Origin of the sequence: Streptomyces sp. NPDC048196, assembly GCF_040652715.1 — a bacterium.
Lineage (GTDB): Bacteria > Actinomycetota > Actinomycetes > Streptomycetales > Streptomycetaceae > Streptomyces > Streptomyces siderophoricus.
This window is the reverse complement of sequence record NZ_JBEZMM010000001.1, coordinates 112,704-129,253: the sequence shown is the minus strand read 5'-3', so window position 1 is coordinate 129,253 and position 16,550 is coordinate 112,704. Positions and strand designations below refer to the sequence as shown.

Sequence of the window (16,550 nt, the reverse complement as noted above, 5' to 3'; positions counted from 1 at the left end):
GGGCATGCGTACCGTCGACGTCGCGCGGCGTGCCGGGTGCTCCGTGCAACAGGTGCGCAATCTTGAGCACGCCGGTGTGCTTCCATCGGTGACGCGCACGGCAGCCGGCTACCGGATCTATACGGAGATACATCTGCAGTCCGCCCTGGCCTACCGGGCACTGGCAGCAGGAGCGGGTCCGACCGAGGCCAAGGAGATCGTGCGGGCCGTCCACCCGTCGCCCACCTGGCAGGTGGCGCTTGCCCTGCTCGACGCAGCGCACGCCCGGCTCGACGCGGAGCGCAGGCAACTGAGCCAGGCCAAACAGGCAGCCCAGGCAATCTCCGGCGAGCCGATCGAAGATGTACGCACCTCGGACGCGATGAGCATCTCCGAACTCGCCGCCGCCTTGGACGTACGTCCTTCGACGTTGCGGCACTGGCACAGGGAGGATCTCGTCATCCCCGACCGCGACCCGGTACGGGGCACGCGGAGATACACACCGAGCCAGGTGCGGGATGCGCGGATCGTTCACCAACTACGTAAGGCCGGATACCGCATCGGACCTCTTCGGACCCTCATGCCGGAGATGCGGTGCGCCCGCCGGTCGGAGGAGGTCGCCGCCGCGCTGGCTGCCAGGGACGCCGGCATCGCGGCGCGCTCCAAAGCCCTCCTGGACGGAGCCGCCGCACTCAGTGCGGTGCTCGCCCTGGCCGCAGGTTGATTTGACAACTGCTTACCGTCGTGGCAGCCCCAGTTGCGGGCGGCGAGCGACGGGTGTCTCCTGAAGTTGTGAGGGGCGGTTCGGGACGGTTCGCATGTCCCTGTCCTGCCTTGTCTTGCTCTTGTCTTGTCTTGTCTTGTCTGTGTGCACTGCCTTGTCTGTGTGCACTGCCTTGTGCACTGCCTTCCTCGCTGCCGTCCGCAGGGTCAGGAGGCCTCCGGACGGAAGTACTTCCGGATCCAGGTCACCGAGTAGGTGAGATGACGACCATGAACATCACGGTGACGCAAACCAATCCTCCCGCCCTGACACTTCCGCACGTCGTGACCAATCCGGTGATCAAACCCGTGATGCAGGGTGACTTCCTGGAAGAGATACAGCTGACCTCGACGATCCACGAATTCCTGTTCAAGGTCACCAAGGACAGTCAGGTGTTCTGGGTGGGTGTCGCGGTACCGTTCGGCACCACCGACTTCTCCCGGATACAGGTCTTCTTCCACCCGACAGTGGTCCAGCTCCGGCCCCCGCCGCAGCCACCGCTCATCCACGCCACGGAGGCCGACTACCCCACCTTCACCGGCGGCTGGTCCGGCAGTCTGCAGCGGTACATCGCGCTTCAGGGCAGCCAGTTGGCGTCCGTCCGGCGGATTCCGCTGCTGGTCCCGTTCACCACCATGGCCGCGCTCGGCATCGACCCTCAGCAGAACATGTTCTCCATCGACCCGGTCGCGACCCTCAGCAACATCACGGCGGCCACCCAGGCCGCGTTCGTGCCGTTCCTCCCGCCGTCGAATCTCACGGACGTCGGCGTCACCTCCTTCAGCTCCGGCATCCTGGCGATGCGGAAGTTCATCGCCGCGATGAAACCCTCGGGACTCATACGCGAAGTCATCGACTTCGACAGCCCCTTCATCCTCACCGAACCCGCGGAACTGACGCCCTCACCCGGCGCCGTGTCCAGCTGCTACACCCAGCGGTTCCGGCAAAACCCGCCCGCGGGCTACCGGTTCATGCCGGCGAACAGCTTCTCGCAGGTACCGAGCTTCCCCAACTCCGACGCCGGCGCGCACGCGCACGCCTGCATCGGCTTCATGATGTACCACACAGCCATGATCACCAGCAGCGTCGCCGCATTCTCGGACACCCCGATACCCCACTAGCTAGGTGTGCCGTTCGGAGAGGTTGGTGAAGCCACCGCGCCGGGGCCGCTGCCTCGGGGCCGGACCCGCCCAGTCAGCCCGTCAGCCCGCCGGAGCGGCGATGACACGGTGGATCGCCTCCACTTGTGTCGCGCTCCGGCCCGCGGGACGTCGTTCTGCGGCCCATGACTGGTCGTGCGACGCGACACGATCACTTGACCGGGCGTGCGACTCGATCACCGGACCGCCGCACGACACGGTCACCGAGCCACCGCACGACACGGTCACCGAGCCGCCGCACGGCATGATCACCGAACCGCCGGACGACACGGTCACCGGACCGCCGCAGCGTCCCCGGACCGCGACACCCACGAGGGGGCGCCGCGCCCGTCGCCTCATGGCAGGAAGGTCACCTCCGGGAAGGCTCGGGACGGGCCGTTGAGCAGATGCCCGCGTCGGTGCCGCAGGTGGAGGTCGAAGAACGCGAGCGGGTACGCCTGCTGGATGCGTACCGCCCTGGCCGGGGCGAGGGTGCCGATCAAGGCGCGCAGCTGCTCGTCAGTCATCTTCACCACCTTCGCCAGCTGTGGGAACAGCACCTGGTTGTCGCCGTAGGACGAGTGGACGGCGCCCTCCGCCTGTATGTTGAGCCGCCAACCGCGCAGGTGCGTCCAGAACTCGGCGACACTGGGCTCCTGGGCTCGGGTGAACCGGGCGGTCATCATCATGAACGGCCGGTCGAGGTCGCCGGTGACAGTGGGCAGCATGGGGCCGTCGAGGCTCAGCCCGGCCCGAACGCGCCTGTCGTCGAGCATGACGCGGGCGGTCGCCGTCCCTCCCTTCGACCAGCCGAACATGCCGATGCGCCGCGGGTCGATCGCGCTGGTCAGGCCCTCCGGCAGCGACCGGCCGTCGGCGTCGGGGTTGCGTCCGGCGGCGAGCTCCTCGACGCAGTCGAGGACGAACCGGATGTCGGCGGCGAAGTCCGCCGGCCCCATCGCGCGATCCGGGTCCGGGCCGAGGACCCGCCCGTCCGGGAACTCGGTGAAGGCGTCGTAGGTGTGGTCCACCGTCACCACCACGTAGCCGTGGCTGGCGAGTTCCTGCACCATGAGGGTGTGGTCGGCGCGGTGGCTGTGCGCCCCGTGCGAGTACACGACGACGGGCAGCAGCTCGCGGTCGCTCCGCCGCACCGGGGCACTCTGGTGGCCGGCGGTGAGCGGCACCTGTACGGCGTCGGCGGGGAAGTCGGCGGATGTGAGCAGCGCCCGCAGGTTGGCGGGGGACATCCACGGCGCCAGGGGGTGCCGCCCGACGTCCCGGGCGGGATACCAGACGCTCGCCATCAGCTCCCGATGACGCCCCGGGCCCGCCACGGTGTCTGGACGGGCGGCGTCGACGAGGTGCAGTGCCACCGTGCCCACCGGATACGGCCCGGTCGGCGAGGGCAGGGTGAGCTGCAGCGGGGCCGGTGCGCCCGAGGCTGCCCGAGCCGTCCCGGCGAGGCCGAGCGGCACGGCCGCACCCACGGCCAGCGCGGCTCCTAGCAGGCGACGGCGCGTCAAGGTGTCTGGACTGGTGAACGGTGTGGTGGTCACGGCCCCTCCCTGGGTGTGTTCCGACGGATCCGAGCGCAACTGACCGACAGTCAGCCGTGCTCGCGGTCGCGCATCGGTGCGCGATGCCGAAGATCCGTGCGCATGAAAGGAACGTTGTCACCCGCCCCAACCGAGCCGCATCAACCCACGGGTTGCAATCCCTCACCGCCATCAGCCCACGGGTTGACATCCGCAGGTCGACGCGGTGGGAGCGGTGCCTGGCCCGCGCCGCCCCGTCGCCCACCGCTCACCGCCCACCGCCCACCGCCCTCGAAGGGGACGTGTTCAGTTGCTTGGGCCCTTGATGTCCGGACCGACCCCTCCGGCCTCTGAGGGCCGGACCTATGATCGGCCTGGCCCTCGGAGGCTGAAGGGGGCAAGGCGCGATGGACGAAGACGACGACGGCTCGCTGCGCGAGATCGGCTGGGGCCGGGAGCTGCCTCTGCGTTTCGCGCTCGTCAGCGAGGAGTGGGACGGGGAGCAGACGGTGTGGGCGCGGTGCGTCGACGCCGATGGGCTGTTCATGGACCGGGCGGCGTTCCGGGAGCAACTGACCCTCCTCGGCTGCGCGCCCACCGGCCGGCTCCTCAAGGCCGCCGAGCGGTGCGCGGCGCACGCACCTGTTCCCTTCGGCGAGTTGCACCTCATCGTGAACGACCTGGACGCCGAGGATCCGTACACCGATGACTACTTCGGGTTCGACGACGCCGTCGTCATCGACAGCAGGCCCAGCGCGGAGGACCCCACGCTGCTCGACCTCGTCGTCGAGTGCGTGGTCACCGACGCACCGCCCTCGTACCGCAAGGAGCCCGCGAGGACGGACATCGTCCTCCTGAACGGCACCAGCGGCAGCCCGATCGGGCGTTGTCGGCGGGTGGGCAGCCTGTACGGCGACCGGCCGGACCCCGCTCACCAACCGGTACGGCTCCTCGGCTGTGAGCCCTCGCCGAACCTGCTGCGCCGACTGGTCCACCCCCGCCACGGCGGGGGCGATCACCTGCAGCTCTGGCTCCTGGACCGGACGGGCCGGCCGACCCCGGTCCAGGAGCACATCACCGTGGACGTCGACGAATGCCGCCCCTCCATGCTGGGCGGTGCGTTGATCGACGTGACGCTCAAGGGCGGGCTCTTCCGCCGCATGCCCTCCCCGCCCGCGGCCCGGCCCGTCTGGGACGCCTGGCGCGAGGGTCCGCCCCGCGCTCGTAACGCATGGGCGCGGTTCCCGACCGAGGGGCGCAGCGAATGGCTACGGTTCACGGAGGTGTGTCTGGGTCCCGAAGAGCCCGGCGTGGTGTGCGAGTTGGACGGGCGGTACGCCACGGACATCACGGGCCTGCACTGCGCAATCGGTGAGGCGGTCGGCGGCCCGGGATTCCAATGGCACCAGTGTTGGAACGCGTTGCGCGGCTGCCAGTGCGGCGGCGAGGCGCCCCGCGTGCCCTTCACACTCGTCTGGCACGACGCGGACGTGGCCCGGCAGGCTCTGGCGGGCGTCAGCGTGGACACGAACGGCGAGCTGAGCTACTTCGAAGCGGTGGTGCCGTTCCTGGAGCGGATGGGCGTCACCGTGGTGCTGCGGTAGGCCGTGTCCGCAAGTGGTTGGGGCGTCGGGAAGTGGTTGGGGCGTCGGGCCGGTTGTGGTGCGTCGACATGAGCTGCTTCCTCGTTCCGGCCGTGGCATGGAAGGTGGAACGAGCAGGTCGGCTATCGACGCTGCTCCGGGGTGGGTGGCAGATGGAGTTCGGCGACGGCTCCGCCGTCGGGGGCGTTGGCGAAGCGGAGGGTGGCACCGAGCACATGGGCCTGGCCGGCGGCGATGGTCAGGCCCAGGCCGTGACCGGTCCGCTTGCCGGCGTCAGACCCGCCCGACTGGCTCCGAAACCGCTGCGGGCCCTGGTCGAGGAGGTAGGCGGGGTAGCCGTCGCCGTGGTCCCGCACGGTGATGACGGGGGCGTCGACGGTGACCACGACGGGCGGGCAGCCGTGTTTGTGGGCGTTGGCGACGAGGTTTCCCAACACGCGTTCCAGCCTGCGCCGGTCGGTCTCGACCTGGTCGTCCGCTACGACGCGGACCTCAGTCGTCGTTCCGGTGGCCCGTACCGCCCGTTCGGCCAGGGGGCCCAGTTGGTGGATGGCGAGGTCGGCGCTCTCGACCTGGGCGTCGAGCCGGGAGATCTCCAGCAGGTCCTCGGTCAGCCTGCGCAGGGCCTGGACGCGGTCGCGCACCATCTCGGTCGGGCGGCCGGGCGGCAGCAGCTCGGCCGCGGAGTGCAGGCCGGCGAGCGGGGTGCGCAGCTCGTGGGAGACATCGGCGGTGAAGCGCTGTTCGCTGTGCAGTCGGGTCTGGAGGCTGGCGGCCATCGCGTCGAGCGCGGTCGCCACGGCGGCGGCCTCGTCCTGGGCCCGGTCGGGGCGCCGGGCGCGGGGGTCGTTCACGCGGGCGTCGAGATCGCCGGTGCTGATGCGTCGGGCGACGCGGGCGGTGTGGTGCAGTCTGCGGGTGATGCGGGAGACGGAGATCAGCCCCGCTGCCAGAGTGAGGGCGATCGCGGCGGCGGAGGAGCCGATGATGGCCCCGTCCAGGCCGCGGAGGGAGGCTGCCTGTTCGCTGTAGTCGAGCCGTAGCGCGAGCACCTTCCCCCCGGCGACGGGGGTGGCGGCCCACATCACGGGGCGGCCCTGGTGCGTGGCGAGCTGGGTACCACGCTCGTGCCGCCGCACGGTCATCTCGCGCAGCGGCGCGGGGAGGTCGGGCGGGCTCACCGAAACGTTGCGGTCCAGCGGGTCCCCGGCGACGTACACGGCTTTACTGCGGTCCAGTTCGGCCAGTGCCGTGTGGCGTGCACGGTCCTGGGTCTGCCGGTCGACCAGGACGTGCACCAGGATGCCGAGCACCGAGGCGAGCAGGCAGCACATGACGGTGATGAAGACGGCGGCCTTCCAGTAGAGCGTCGCCGTCCAGGCATGCAGCCACCGCGGCGGATGCGGTCGGCGAGTGCGCACCATTCACCTGCCCGAAGAAGGGGGAGAGGACGGGGCCCGCCGGCCGTAGCCGACGTCCTGGATCGTCATGACCTGGTGCCGCGCATCCCACGCGTAGACGGTGCGGCTCTCGTATCCGGGCGCGTCGCCGGGCTCGTGGATGACCAGCTTGTGGTCGGCGACCTCCACCGACTGCGGGGAACTGGTGGAACCGAGGATCGAGGTCACCACCCCGTGCTTGAGCGTGTAGGCGTAGATGATCAGGAGGTTGCTTCCGCTGCGCACCCCGACGATCAGCTCGTCCTTCCCGTCGCCGGTGAGGTCGTGGTACTCGGGGGCCCGTACGGGGCAGGAGCCCGAACCCGGCCTGCCGGCGCAGGAGCGGATGGTGCGTTCCTCTCCCTCGTCGAAGACCGGCTGGTCGCGGCGCTTGTCCGCGTCGATCTGGGCCAGGAGTACGGAGCCGGCGGACACCTTCCGGATGTCCCCGGACGGCACCCGCGGCACCGCGGTCAGCGGCTGCGGTTTCTCCTGCCCTCCGGTGGCCGGCGAAGCCGCGGGGGCGGGCTTGCTGCCGGGCCAGAGTTCTGCCGGACCGGTGACGGGAGCGGCATGCCCGGCGCTCTTGGGCGCACTGGCCTGCATACAGCCACCCAGCAGCAGCACACCGGCCGCCGCCACGCTCGCCAGTGCCACCGTCCGCACCACGGGAAGGGGCCGGCGCAGGCCGCGCACAGGGGAGGCGGTGCTGGTCCGAGAAGGGCCGGAAGGCGCAGTGGCTGAGTGGTGAGGAGTCAAACGTTCTCTCCGCGTGGCTCTGCGACGATCCGACAAGTCCGAAAACCGTAACCCATCAGTCGCGCGACAGGTCGTGTCCCGTCACGCCGTACCCCTCAACCTTCCATCCTGCCGGTTCTCTACGGCTGGTCGAGGAGCCGGTTCACGGCCCGGCGGGTGCGGGCGGCAGCCGTGGGATCGGCGAAGAGCTGGATTTCCTGGTTCAGGGCCAGGTAGAGAGCCACCAACTCGTACACGACCTGATCCGGGTCGGTGTCCGTGGGCAGGTCGCCCGCCGCGACGGCCGTGCGTACTTCGGCGGCGAGGCGGTGGCGCCAGATCCGCAACAGGCGGGCCACGGCGTCGCGGACGGGACCGCCACGGGCATCGAACTCGGTGGAGGCAGTGGTGAAGAAACAACCACCGGGAAAGATGTCGCGCCCGGTCTCCAGATAGGCGATCCAGGTGTCGCGGACGGCCCTCAGGCGGGGCAGGCCCGGCTTCTCGTGCGCCACGGGCTCCCAGACCAACCGTGAGAAGGCCGCCGCGGCCCCTTGCAGGGTCGCGAGCTGGAGCGCCTCCTTGGTGCCGAAGTGCCCGAGCACGCCGGCCTTGCTCATCTTGAGGTCGGCGGCAAGACGCCCGATGGTGAGCCCTTCGAGGCCCTCGACCGAGGCGAGCGCAATGCCGCGCTCCACGATGCGCTCCCGAGTCCTGCGGGCTTCGATACGGGAGTTGCGAGGGCTCATGGCGTCAGTGTACCGAGCCGCCCAACCTTTAGCTTCCGACCGATCGGTTGCTATATTCCGGAGTCCCGTCGCCGAGCCGAGGAGATCACCTGTGCGTTCCACCGTGCCGGGAAGCCGCATCACCGCCATGGGCCACTACCAGCCGCTGCGAGTCCTGACCAACGACGACCTGTCCGCCCTGGTCGACACCAGCGACGAGTGGATCCGGCGCCGTACCGGCATCGCCACCCGCCGGATCGCCGCCTCGGACGAATCAGTCACCGACCTGGCCGCGACGGCCGCCGGCAAGGCGCTGGCCGCGTCCGGACTGGAGCCCTCCGACATCGGCCTGATCACGGTGGCGACGTGCACCGCGATCGACCGCTGCCCCTCCATCGCCGCCCAGGTCGCGGCACGTCTGGGCCTGCCTTCCCCGGTGGCCTTCGACCTCAACAACGGTTGCGCGGGCTTCTGCACCGCGCTCGCCTGCGCCGACCACACGATCCGCGCGGGCGCCGCCCGGCATGCCCTGGTCATCGGCGCCGAGAAGATGTCCGACGTCACCGACTGGACCGACCGCCGCAGCTGTGTCCTGCTCGGCGACGGGGCGGGCGCCGCCGTGCTCAGCGCCGCCGACGCCGCCGGCATCGGCCCGGTCGTCTGGGGCTCCGACCCCGGCCGAGGGGATGCGGTCCGCCTCGTCGACGACTGGCACCCCCACTTCGCCCAGGAAGGCCAGACGGTCTTCCGCTGGGCCACCGGCGAACTCCCCGCCATCGCCCGAGAGGCCTGCGCACATGCCGGCCTGGCCCTGACCGATCTGGCGGGTGTCGTCACCCACCAGGCCAATCTGCGCATCATCGACGCCGTCGTACGCCAACTCGACCTCTCCGCGAGCACGGTGGTCGCCCACGACGTCGTCGAGTCCGGTAACACCTCCGCCGCGTCCGTCCCGCTCGCCCTGTCCAAGCTCACCGAACGCGGCGAGCTCTCCCCCGGCGCCCCGGTCCTGCTGCTGGCCTTCGGCGGCGGTCTGTCCTGGGCCGGGCAGGTCGTCACGTGCCCCTGAAGCCGGGCACCGCAGCGACGGCACAGGAGTGCAGGTTTCCCCATCCGGGGCCGGGTGGAGCGCCTGGGCCGCAGATGCGGTGAGATGGGGCCATGACGAGGACTGACGCAATCGTGGTGCCGGGGCTGTACGTTGGCTATCCCGGGGTGGCCTTCGGCGGCTATGTCGCCGGCCTGCTGGCGGAGCGATCCGAGGCGAAGACGGTACGGGTGGACTTCCGCGGGCCGGTCCCGACGGAAGTGCCCGTGCGGATCGCCGAAACCGCGGGAGGGGGTGTGGAGCTGGGCGAGAACGAGCGGCCCCTCGCCACTGCGTGCCCCGCCGAGCTGCTGCTCGACACGCCGGCCGCGCCTTCCTGGGACGAGGCGGTTGCCGCGGCCGAGAGGTTCCGGGCGGCGCCGCCGGCGGGTGTGGTCGACTGCTTCGGCTGCGGTCTGCGTCCCGCTGACCTCGGCCTGCGGATGCACCCCACGCCGGTGCCGGGTCGCGAAGTGGTGGCCACTGCCTGGGTCCCCTCGCCCGTTTTCGCCGGCCCGGACGGCCTTCTCCCGAACAGACTGGTCTGGGGCGCCCTGGACTGCCCGGGAAACTGGGCGGGCCGCCTTCTCGGCACCCAGCGTCCGGGCGCGGTGACCGCGGCCCTCACCGGGACGATCCTGCGGCCGGTCACCGCAGGTGAGCCGTACATGGCGTACGCGTGGCTGCTGTCGGAGTCCGGCCGCAAGCACATGACGGGCGTGGCGCTCACCACGGAGGAGGGCGAACTGTGCGCCGTCTCCGAGGCGCTGTGGATCGATCCTCGGCCGGCGCCCTGAACGAAGGGTCATTGACACCGTACGGGGCCGGCGGCGCGCTCGCCTGCACTACCTCTCGCCTGACCGCCGGCCACGACGTCGTCCTGGGCCGATCTCATCCGCCGATGGCGTCCGTGAGGACGCTACGGATCCGTTCGATGACGGGGTTGGTGTCCTCGGCCCGCCACACCAGGTGCAAGGTGGTCGAGGTATCGGCCAGTGGCCGCGGGGTCACTCCGATGCGGCGCAGCGCACGGTGCGAATCGGCGAGCACCGCTGCTCCGAACTTGGCCGCGACCAGGGCCAGGAGGGTCTGCACGCTACGGCCTTCCGCTCCGATCTGCGGCACGATACCGGCGCCGTGGCAGAGCGCGATGATCTCGTCGTAGGACCGCGGTGAGACGTCCCGCGGCCAGATGACCAGGGGGATCTGGCCCAGTGCGGTGAGCGGGGCGGGTTCGGCGGGGTAGGCCAGCGGATGGCCGGCGGGCAGGAACAGGGTCAGCGGTTCACGCCACCACTCCTGGGTGGCCAGCCGGGCATCGCGCACCGGAAGGCGCTGGACCGCGAGGTCGTAACGCCCCTCCAGCACACCGGTCGACATCTCGGCATCGTTGAAGCTTTCCTCCAACTGCAGCTGCACCCGAGGAAGTTCACGTCGTATGCGCCCCAGCGCCGCGCCGAGCGGTCCGTTGATGCCTGAACCGGCGAAGGTCACGACCAGTCGCCCGGTCATGCCCTGGGCGGCCAGTCGCACGTCCTTCAGGGCGGCCTCCGCCTCGGCGAGCACGGTGGCCGCACGCCGCACCAGAACCTGGCCGGCCTGCGTCGGCGTCAGCCCACGCCCCTGCCTGACGAAGAGCTTGATCCCCAACTGTCGCTCCATCTCTGACAGTTGACGACTGAGGGTGGGCTGCGTCAGATGCAGCCGCCGGGCCGCACCGCTGATACTGCCCTCTTCCGCGATCGCCACCGCGTAGCCGAGTAGCCTTAGCTCCATCCATACCTCCTAGGCATGGGAAGTATAGGCAGTAATGCCTGTGGAGCAGATTGGGTCGCCGCTCAGGCCAGGCTGGACACAGCGCACCGGACGGAACCGGAACGCGCACCTGGCTCTGAGGAGAAACCATGAACCGCGAGGACCGCTACGCATACGGCATGAAGGTGCTGGAGCAGGTTGACGGCGAAGCAGGACAGCGAATCGTCGACTCCCTCGCAGACACCTCACCGGAGTTGGGCCACCAGGTGGTGGCTTGGGCCTTCGGCGACATGTACTCCCGTCCCGAACTCCTCCCGCGCGCACGACAGTTGGTCACCCTGGGCGTGCTCACCGCGCTCGGTGGCTGCGAAATCGAGCTGGAGGTGCACATCAACGCGGCGCTCAACGTCGGCCTGACTGCCACCGAGATCTCCGAGGCGCTTCTGCACTCGGCCGTCTACTGCGGCATGCCGAGGTCGATCAACGCCACACTCGTCGCCAAGAAGGTCTTCGCGGAACGTGGCCTGCTCCCTCTCACCAACCTCGGCTGACCCACCCCAGGCCTCCCGGCCATAGGTCGCCGCCACCAAGGTGCTCAACCGGCGGGCTGCGAGGACTGAGAACTCCGACGGAACTCCCGCCCCGTCTCGCCGAGTTGCTCCTCGGGCCCGTCATTGTCGCCGAGCCTTGAGCCACCGGATGCATGGGGAAACCCGCGGTGTCGGGCCGGACATGGCGATGCGCCGCAGGACCGGACCCCTGCGGCGCATCGTGGCGGGTGCCGGTGAGTGACGTCAGCCCTCACCGGCAGTGGGGCTTATCAGTGGTGACCCCAGTGGCCGTGGTGACCCCAGGACCTGGAGTCGACGATGCGACGGTGGTCGTTGCGCAGGGTCGCGGTGTCGGAGTAGTTGTCCCAGAAGTAGTTGCGGCGGTCCTGGAACAGGTCGGTGCGGTTGTCGCGGCCGATGCCGGTGTGGACACGGACCTGGCTGTGGCCGGCCAGCCGGACGTTGCCGAAGCGGTAGCTGTGTCCGGTCTTGTCGGAGAGGGTCCAGCCCTTGATGATCACCGGCCAGCGGCCGGTGTTGCGGAGGGTGACCCATTCGGCGTTCAGACTTCGGTTGGAGTTGTCATCGCGGCCGGGGCTGTCGTACTGGATCGGCCCGAGCACCACCGCGGAGCGCACCTGGTGGTGCGAGCCCGGGGCGTGGTGGCCGCGGTGGTGGTCGGCCGCGGCGGCGGGCAGCGCGGCGGTGGCGGCCAGAGCCGCAGCCCCCGCTACGGCGACGGCGATGCGCGAAGCGTGATGGAACACGAAATCCCCTCCTGAGGCACCCCGATGCAGGTGCCGGAAAGAAACCGGAAGCCCGGCCGGTTTGACCGGGCCCCCACACAGTGACCCCACGTCATGCCTTGCCGGAAGAATTCAGGTTTGGTGTTACAAAACACAGACATTTACACAACCTCTCCACGCCAGGCGCACACTCCCCCGCCCTCGCCCACCCCAACGCGACGCCCCCTACACCCATCCAGACGCCCCAAGGGGTTACCCGCGGCAGCACCTGCCACCGGACTCCGGACGCGAGCCGGCTCAGCCACCGCGGGGGTGAAGCTGCTGATGATTCGCGCCCCCCGGATGGGCGCCCGCACGCCGGGCCGCTCAGGGGCCGAGGTAGGAGTGGAAGAGGTTTTCCGGGTCCCAACGCGCCTTTGTTTCGGCGAGACGGTCCCAGGCGGCCGGTGTGTACGAGGCTCCGGCCCGCGGGCCGCCGGCCTCCAGGTCGGCCTCCGCGATGTAGTGCCGGCCGTCGCCGCGCGGGTCCACCGCGGCCATCGCCTCCCGGAGCCAGCGGTCGTTCGTCGCGTCGTCGGCCGGCTCGTCCCAGATCGCGTAGCAGACCAGGTAGGAGGCGCCGAGCGGGGTGAAGGCCATGTTGCTCAGCAGCGCCGGGTCCTCGGAGACCGGTTGCACGGGCGCGAGCACCAGCGACTTGCCCGAGGGCGCGGTGGCCACCGGATCCACCAGGCGGGTGAGCTGGGTGTGGTAGCTCTCCGGGGCCCACAGGGTGTCAGCGCCGTAGCGGTGGCCCGGTGGCCAGACCGCGCTCGCGCCCTCGTGCAGGGCGGCGTACGAGGTCGGTGCGGGCGGCTCCCCAGCGACTTGGAGCTCGCCGAAGGGGCACTCGGTGAAAGGCCGGAGGGCCTGCCGGGCCGTCTCGGGTGAGGGTGCGAAGGCTGTGGCGGCAACCGTGATGCGGGGCCCCGCGGGGACCGATGGCGTCGCCGGGCCGGACGCCGCGAGTACGAAAGCGGTCTCCACGTACGGCGGCAGCCCGCGCGCGATCGGCTCCGCCCACTTCGTGACCCGGGCGGTGTCGGCCAGCGGGAAGGTGCAGCTGGTCGTCATGATCGACACCGGGTGGGGGTGCAGGGCGAGCCGGAAGCGGGTGACGATGCCGCAGAAACCCGGGCCGGCGCCGCGCGCGGCCCAGAAGAGGTCGGGGTGCCGGCTCTCGCTGCAGTCGACGGTCCGTCCGTCGGCGGTGACCACCCGGACCTCCTGGACGTCGGCGCAGGAGACGCCCCAGGCGCGGGAGTTCCAGCCGAGGCCGCCGCTGAGCAGGAATCCCCCCACCGCGACGGTGGGGCAGTGGCCGACCGGGAAGGCCAGTCGGTGCGGGGTGAGGGCGGCGACCAGCTCCTGGCCGGTGACGGCGGGCCCGACGACGGCCGTCGGAGGGCCGGGGCCGTCGGCCGGTGTCAGGGTGCATCCGCGCAGTCGGGAGAGGTCGAGCAGCAGCCCGCCGTCGCGGAGCGGGGCGCCGGACCAGTTGTGCCCGCCGGAGCGGGTGGAGAGGCGCAGCCCTTGGTCGCGGGCGTAGGCGACGGCCCGTACGACGTCGCTCTCCGAGGCGGCCCGCACGATGACGTCGGGGAGCCGTGCCGGTGTGACACGGTTCCAGACCATGTCGGCTCGGGTGTCCTCGTATCCGGTATCGCCCCGGCGGATCAGGGTCCCGTCGAGGTCCGGCGCGGACACCGGTGTCCGTCGGCCCATCTCGCCTCCTCGATGCGCTAGCGGAACTTCAGGAGCGTCAGTGGGTGATCAGGGCGAAGACGGCGAGGGACACGAGATAGCAGAGGGCCACGGCGGCGATGCCCGCCAGCTGCGACCGGCGGCCGAGGGTCCGGCCGGGCGCCAGCCAGAACCCGAGACCTCTGTTCACCAGCGGCATCAGAAGCCAGGTCAGCGCACTGACGCTGAGGATGTTCGAGAGGAACATCGCGAGGTAGAGGGGGAATTTGACGCGGTTCAGTGCGTCTCCGAGGGTCAGCGTGAGCACCATGACGGTCGGATAGAGCGCCAGGAGCACGGTCATCGCCTGTTTCCAGTTGGGCGGCGCGCCCTCACCGTTGCCGTGGCCGAACCTGAACCAGCCACTGAATGCCGAGCTGACCTTGCGCACGTCATAAGCGGTGAAGTACTTGCGCCCCTCCTCAAGGAGCACGGCACGCACGTCCGATGCGAGCCAGTCGTCGAGATGCTCGCGGGAGTCGAACCGGAAGACGACCACCCAGTGTTGCTGAACGCCCTCGACCGGCTGGAAGAGCTCGGAGCCCATGAACCCCGGCGCCTTCTCCTGGGCCTTGAGCGTCTTCTCCTGCCATTTGAGGAAGCCCTGTTCGCGTCCTGGTTCGACGTCGTGGGAAATGACGGCGGTGACGGCCTTCGGCGTCTCCTGTGCCGGACTGCCGCCGCGCAGCACCTCCTGGGTCGGAGGCGCTTCGAAGAGTCCGTGCGCTTCCTTGAGCAGCGCCGCCCGCCGGTCCGAATCGAGCCAGGCCGTCAGGTGGTCCACTCCGGAAAAGCGGAATACAGTGACCCATTCATTTGCACCGCCGGCACCGGGTGGGTATACCTCGGCGCCCACGAAACCCTCGAATTCACGGGCCGCATGGTTGGTTCTGTCCTGCCAGCGCCGGTACTCATCGGCCCGGCCTTCGCGGACCTTCTGCGAGGTCACCACGGTGGCAATGTCGGCCGAGGAGTCACGGCTTGCACGGGCACTCACCTTGAGTAGCCTAGTACATAACGCATTTAAACGGCAAATGGGGCATTTAATTCCCGGTTCTCGGAAAGGCCGATTGGTCGACGTCGAGGGAGACTCCGCTATGGAACACAAAGAGCTCATGGCCGAGGCAGTACGACTCGCCACAGAGTCCGTCGAAAAGGGCTGGGGCGGCCCGTTCGGGGCGGTGCTCACACGCGATGGCGAGATCATCGCCCGTGGGCAGAACCGCGTACTGCTGACCGGCGATCCCACCGCCCATGCCGAGGTGGAGACCATCCGGAAGGCCGTGCAGACGCTCAACCCCGAGGCGCCGTCCATCTCCCCGGACCACCAGAACGAGACCACGCTGGAGTATGTCCCACGCCCCGAGGGCTCGCCGGACCCCGTCCCCGAACGCGCCCGTATGCTGCAGGGCTGCTCGATCTACATCAGCGGCGCCCCCTGCCCGATGTGCATGAGCGCCATCTACTGGTCGCGGATCGACGAGGTCTACTTCGGCTGCGATCTGGAGGAAACCCGGAAAATCGGCTTCGACGACTCGTTCCAGTACGAGGACTTCACCAAACCGCTCGACCAGCGCCGGATCAAGATCAAGCAGATCTACCCCGAACTGGGTTCCAAGGCCTACGCGGCATGGACGAACCGTCAGGAGCGGCACTCGTACTAGGAGCGGCCGCCCTGCCGGGTTCCCCGTCATGGCACGGCGTTCAGGACCTTCCGCACGCGTCGGCCGCCGCGGTCACTGGACGCGGATGACGCTCTTTCCGCGGGTGGTACCGGTGGCCAGGTTCGCGATTGCGGTCTCCACGTCGGCGAGCTCGTGTTCGGCCGTGATGTCGATGCGCACCGAGCCGTCGGCCACCAGCGCCAGCGCTCCGGCGGCACTGCCGGCCAGCCGGGCCGGGTGGGTCCGGCTCAGCAGGTTGCTGTTGTAGGTCATCACCGACTGCCCGTTCATGAGCAGGTCGTACGTCGGGATGTCGACCGGGTCGAAGGTGGCGATGTTGCCGTAGACCACGAGCCGGCCGTGTGGCGCCAGGAGCGCCAGGCTTGCGGTGCGGGTGGGTCCTCCGACCGGATCGAGGATGGCGTCGAAGGTCTCCTCGCCGAGAGCCTGCGGGAATTCCGCACGCGTCAGGACCCGGTGATAGCCGAACTGGCGGGCATAGGCGGCCCGGTCGGCGTCGCCGGCCACGCCGATGATGCGCCGCGCTCCCGCCGCGGCGGCGAACTGGGCGGCCAGGGTGCCGACTCCGCCGGAAGCCGCGTGGATCAGCACGCTGTCGCCGGAGCCGATTCCGGCGACGGTGTTGATCAGGTCGTAGGCGGTCGGGGCGATCCAGCCGAACCCGCCCGCGGTGCGGACATCGATGCTTGCCGCATTGATCGCCAGCACGGACGGCGCGAGGACGACCTCGGCGTAGCCGCCTCCACCCACCAGGGCGACGACCCGCTCCCCCACCCGGCTCTCCGCCACTCCCTCGCCGACCGCGGCGATCCGGCCCGCGACCTCGAAGCCGGGCACGAACGGTCGCGGGAGGGGGAAGTGCCCCGCCCGCACCAGCACATCGCCCCACTGGACGCCCGCGAAGGCGACCTGCACAGCCACCTCGCCCGGCCCGGGAACCGGGGCGGGGACCTCGGTCGGACGGAAGTGATCGTCGGCACCCAGGACAACAGCCTTCATCGAGCTTCAACCTCCTG

General features: G+C 70.0%; 16 protein-coding genes. 7 read left to right on the top strand and 9 right to left on the bottom strand.

What is annotated here, in order from left to right:
* Window positions 1-4 precede the first annotated feature (4 nt).
* Both AB0E02_RS00615 and AB0E02_RS00610 read left to right on the top strand, forming a co-directional pair.
* A complete protein-coding gene (locus AB0E02_RS00615) occupies window positions 5-703 on the top strand; it encodes a MerR family transcriptional regulator (protein ID WP_362134416.1) in 699 nt (232 codons plus the stop codon).
* A 260-nt stretch (window positions 704-963) separates the two neighbouring features.
* A complete protein-coding gene (locus AB0E02_RS00610) occupies window positions 964-1,863 on the top strand; it encodes a hypothetical protein (protein ID WP_362134414.1) in 900 nt (299 codons plus the stop codon).
* A gap of 374 nt (window positions 1,864-2,237) precedes the next feature.
* On the opposite strand, the gene AB0E02_RS00605 is transcribed toward AB0E02_RS00610, so the two are convergent.
* Complete coding sequence (locus AB0E02_RS00605) at window positions 2,238-3,440, bottom strand: acetylhydrolase (protein ID WP_362134412.1); 1,203 nt, start codon at window positions 3,438-3,440, stop codon at window positions 2,238-2,240.
* 386 nt (window positions 3,441-3,826) lie between these two features.
* On the opposite strand from AB0E02_RS00605, the gene AB0E02_RS00600 reads away from it, so the two are divergent.
* A complete protein-coding gene (locus AB0E02_RS00600) occupies window positions 3,827-5,023 on the top strand; it encodes a hypothetical protein (protein WP_362134410.1) in 1,197 nt (398 codons plus the stop codon).
* A 122-nt stretch (window positions 5,024-5,145) separates the two neighbouring features.
* Here AB0E02_RS00600 and AB0E02_RS00595 read toward each other — a convergent pair whose 3' ends face one another.
* The 3 genes from AB0E02_RS00595 to AB0E02_RS00585 all read right to left on the bottom strand — a co-directional run bounded on the left by AB0E02_RS00595 (window position 5,146) and on the right by AB0E02_RS00585 (window position 7,949).
* Window positions 5,146-6,444, bottom strand: a complete 1,299-nt coding sequence (locus AB0E02_RS00595) for a HAMP domain-containing sensor histidine kinase (RefSeq protein WP_362134408.1) — start codon at window positions 6,442-6,444, stop codon at window positions 5,146-5,148.
* Window positions 6,445-6,447: 3 nt separating this feature from the next.
* Window positions 6,448-7,119, bottom strand: a complete 672-nt coding sequence (locus tag AB0E02_RS00590; protein ID WP_362134406.1) for a hypothetical protein — start codon at window positions 7,117-7,119, stop codon at window positions 6,448-6,450.
* Window positions 7,120-7,340: 221 nt separating this feature from the next.
* Window positions 7,341-7,949, bottom strand: a complete 609-nt coding sequence (locus AB0E02_RS00585; protein ID WP_362134404.1) for a TetR/AcrR family transcriptional regulator — start codon at window positions 7,947-7,949, stop codon at window positions 7,341-7,343.
* A 103-nt stretch (window positions 7,950-8,052) separates the two neighbouring features.
* Here AB0E02_RS00585 and AB0E02_RS00580 point away from each other — a divergent pair, with 103 nt between their 5' ends.
* Together AB0E02_RS00580 and AB0E02_RS00575 are read left to right on the top strand one after the other, a co-directional pair.
* Window positions 8,053-8,997, top strand: coding sequence for a beta-ketoacyl-ACP synthase III (locus AB0E02_RS00580; RefSeq protein ID WP_362135526.1), 945 nt, complete (start codon window positions 8,053-8,055; stop codon window positions 8,995-8,997).
* 92 nt (window positions 8,998-9,089) lie between these two features.
* Window positions 9,090-9,812 carry a hotdog fold domain-containing protein gene (locus AB0E02_RS00575; protein WP_362134402.1) on the top strand — a complete coding sequence of 241 codons (723 nt, stop codon included), beginning with the start codon at window positions 9,090-9,092 and terminating at the stop codon, window positions 9,810-9,812.
* Between the two features lie 94 nt (window positions 9,813-9,906).
* Here AB0E02_RS00575 and AB0E02_RS00570 read toward each other — a convergent pair whose 3' ends face one another.
* Window positions 9,907-10,791, bottom strand: a complete 885-nt coding sequence (locus AB0E02_RS00570) for a LysR family transcriptional regulator (protein ID WP_362134400.1) — start codon at window positions 10,789-10,791, stop codon at window positions 9,907-9,909.
* A gap of 128 nt (window positions 10,792-10,919) precedes the next feature.
* Here AB0E02_RS00570 and AB0E02_RS00565 point away from each other — a divergent pair, with 128 nt between their 5' ends.
* Window positions 10,920-11,321: a carboxymuconolactone decarboxylase family protein gene (locus tag AB0E02_RS00565; protein WP_362134398.1), complete on the top strand. Its 402-nt coding sequence runs from the start codon at window positions 10,920-10,922 to the stop codon at window positions 11,319-11,321.
* Window positions 11,322-11,590: 269 nt separating this feature from the next.
* Here AB0E02_RS00565 and AB0E02_RS00560 read toward each other — a convergent pair whose 3' ends face one another.
* The 3 genes from AB0E02_RS00560 to AB0E02_RS00550 form a co-directional block, all read right to left on the bottom strand.
* Window positions 11,591-12,088: a lamin tail domain-containing protein gene (locus tag AB0E02_RS00560; protein WP_362134396.1), complete on the bottom strand. Its 498-nt coding sequence runs from the start codon at window positions 12,086-12,088 to the stop codon at window positions 11,591-11,593.
* 345 nt (window positions 12,089-12,433) lie between these two features.
* A complete protein-coding gene (locus AB0E02_RS00555) occupies window positions 12,434-13,831 on the bottom strand; it encodes an FAD-binding oxidoreductase (RefSeq protein WP_362134394.1) in 1,398 nt (465 codons plus the stop codon).
* A 37-nt stretch (window positions 13,832-13,868) separates the two neighbouring features.
* Window positions 13,869-14,846 carry an antibiotic biosynthesis monooxygenase gene (locus AB0E02_RS00550; protein WP_362134392.1) on the bottom strand — a complete coding sequence of 326 codons (978 nt, stop codon included), beginning with the start codon at window positions 14,844-14,846 and terminating at the stop codon, window positions 13,869-13,871.
* Window positions 14,847-14,946: 100 nt separating this feature from the next.
* Here AB0E02_RS00550 and AB0E02_RS00545 point away from each other — a divergent pair, with 100 nt between their 5' ends.
* Window positions 14,947-15,513 (top strand): nucleoside deaminase, encoded by a 567-nt coding sequence (locus AB0E02_RS00545; protein ID WP_362134390.1) that lies wholly within the window; start codon window positions 14,947-14,949, stop codon window positions 15,511-15,513.
* Window positions 15,514-15,585: 72 nt separating this feature from the next.
* Here the strand turns inward: AB0E02_RS00545 and AB0E02_RS00540 are convergent, their stop codons facing one another.
* The gene (locus AB0E02_RS00540; RefSeq protein WP_362134388.1) at window positions 15,586-16,533 is read right to left on the bottom strand and encodes a zinc-binding dehydrogenase; all 948 of its coding nucleotides are present in this window, start codon (window positions 16,531-16,533) and stop codon (window positions 15,586-15,588) included.
* Between the last annotated feature and the right edge of the window lie 17 nt (window positions 16,534-16,550).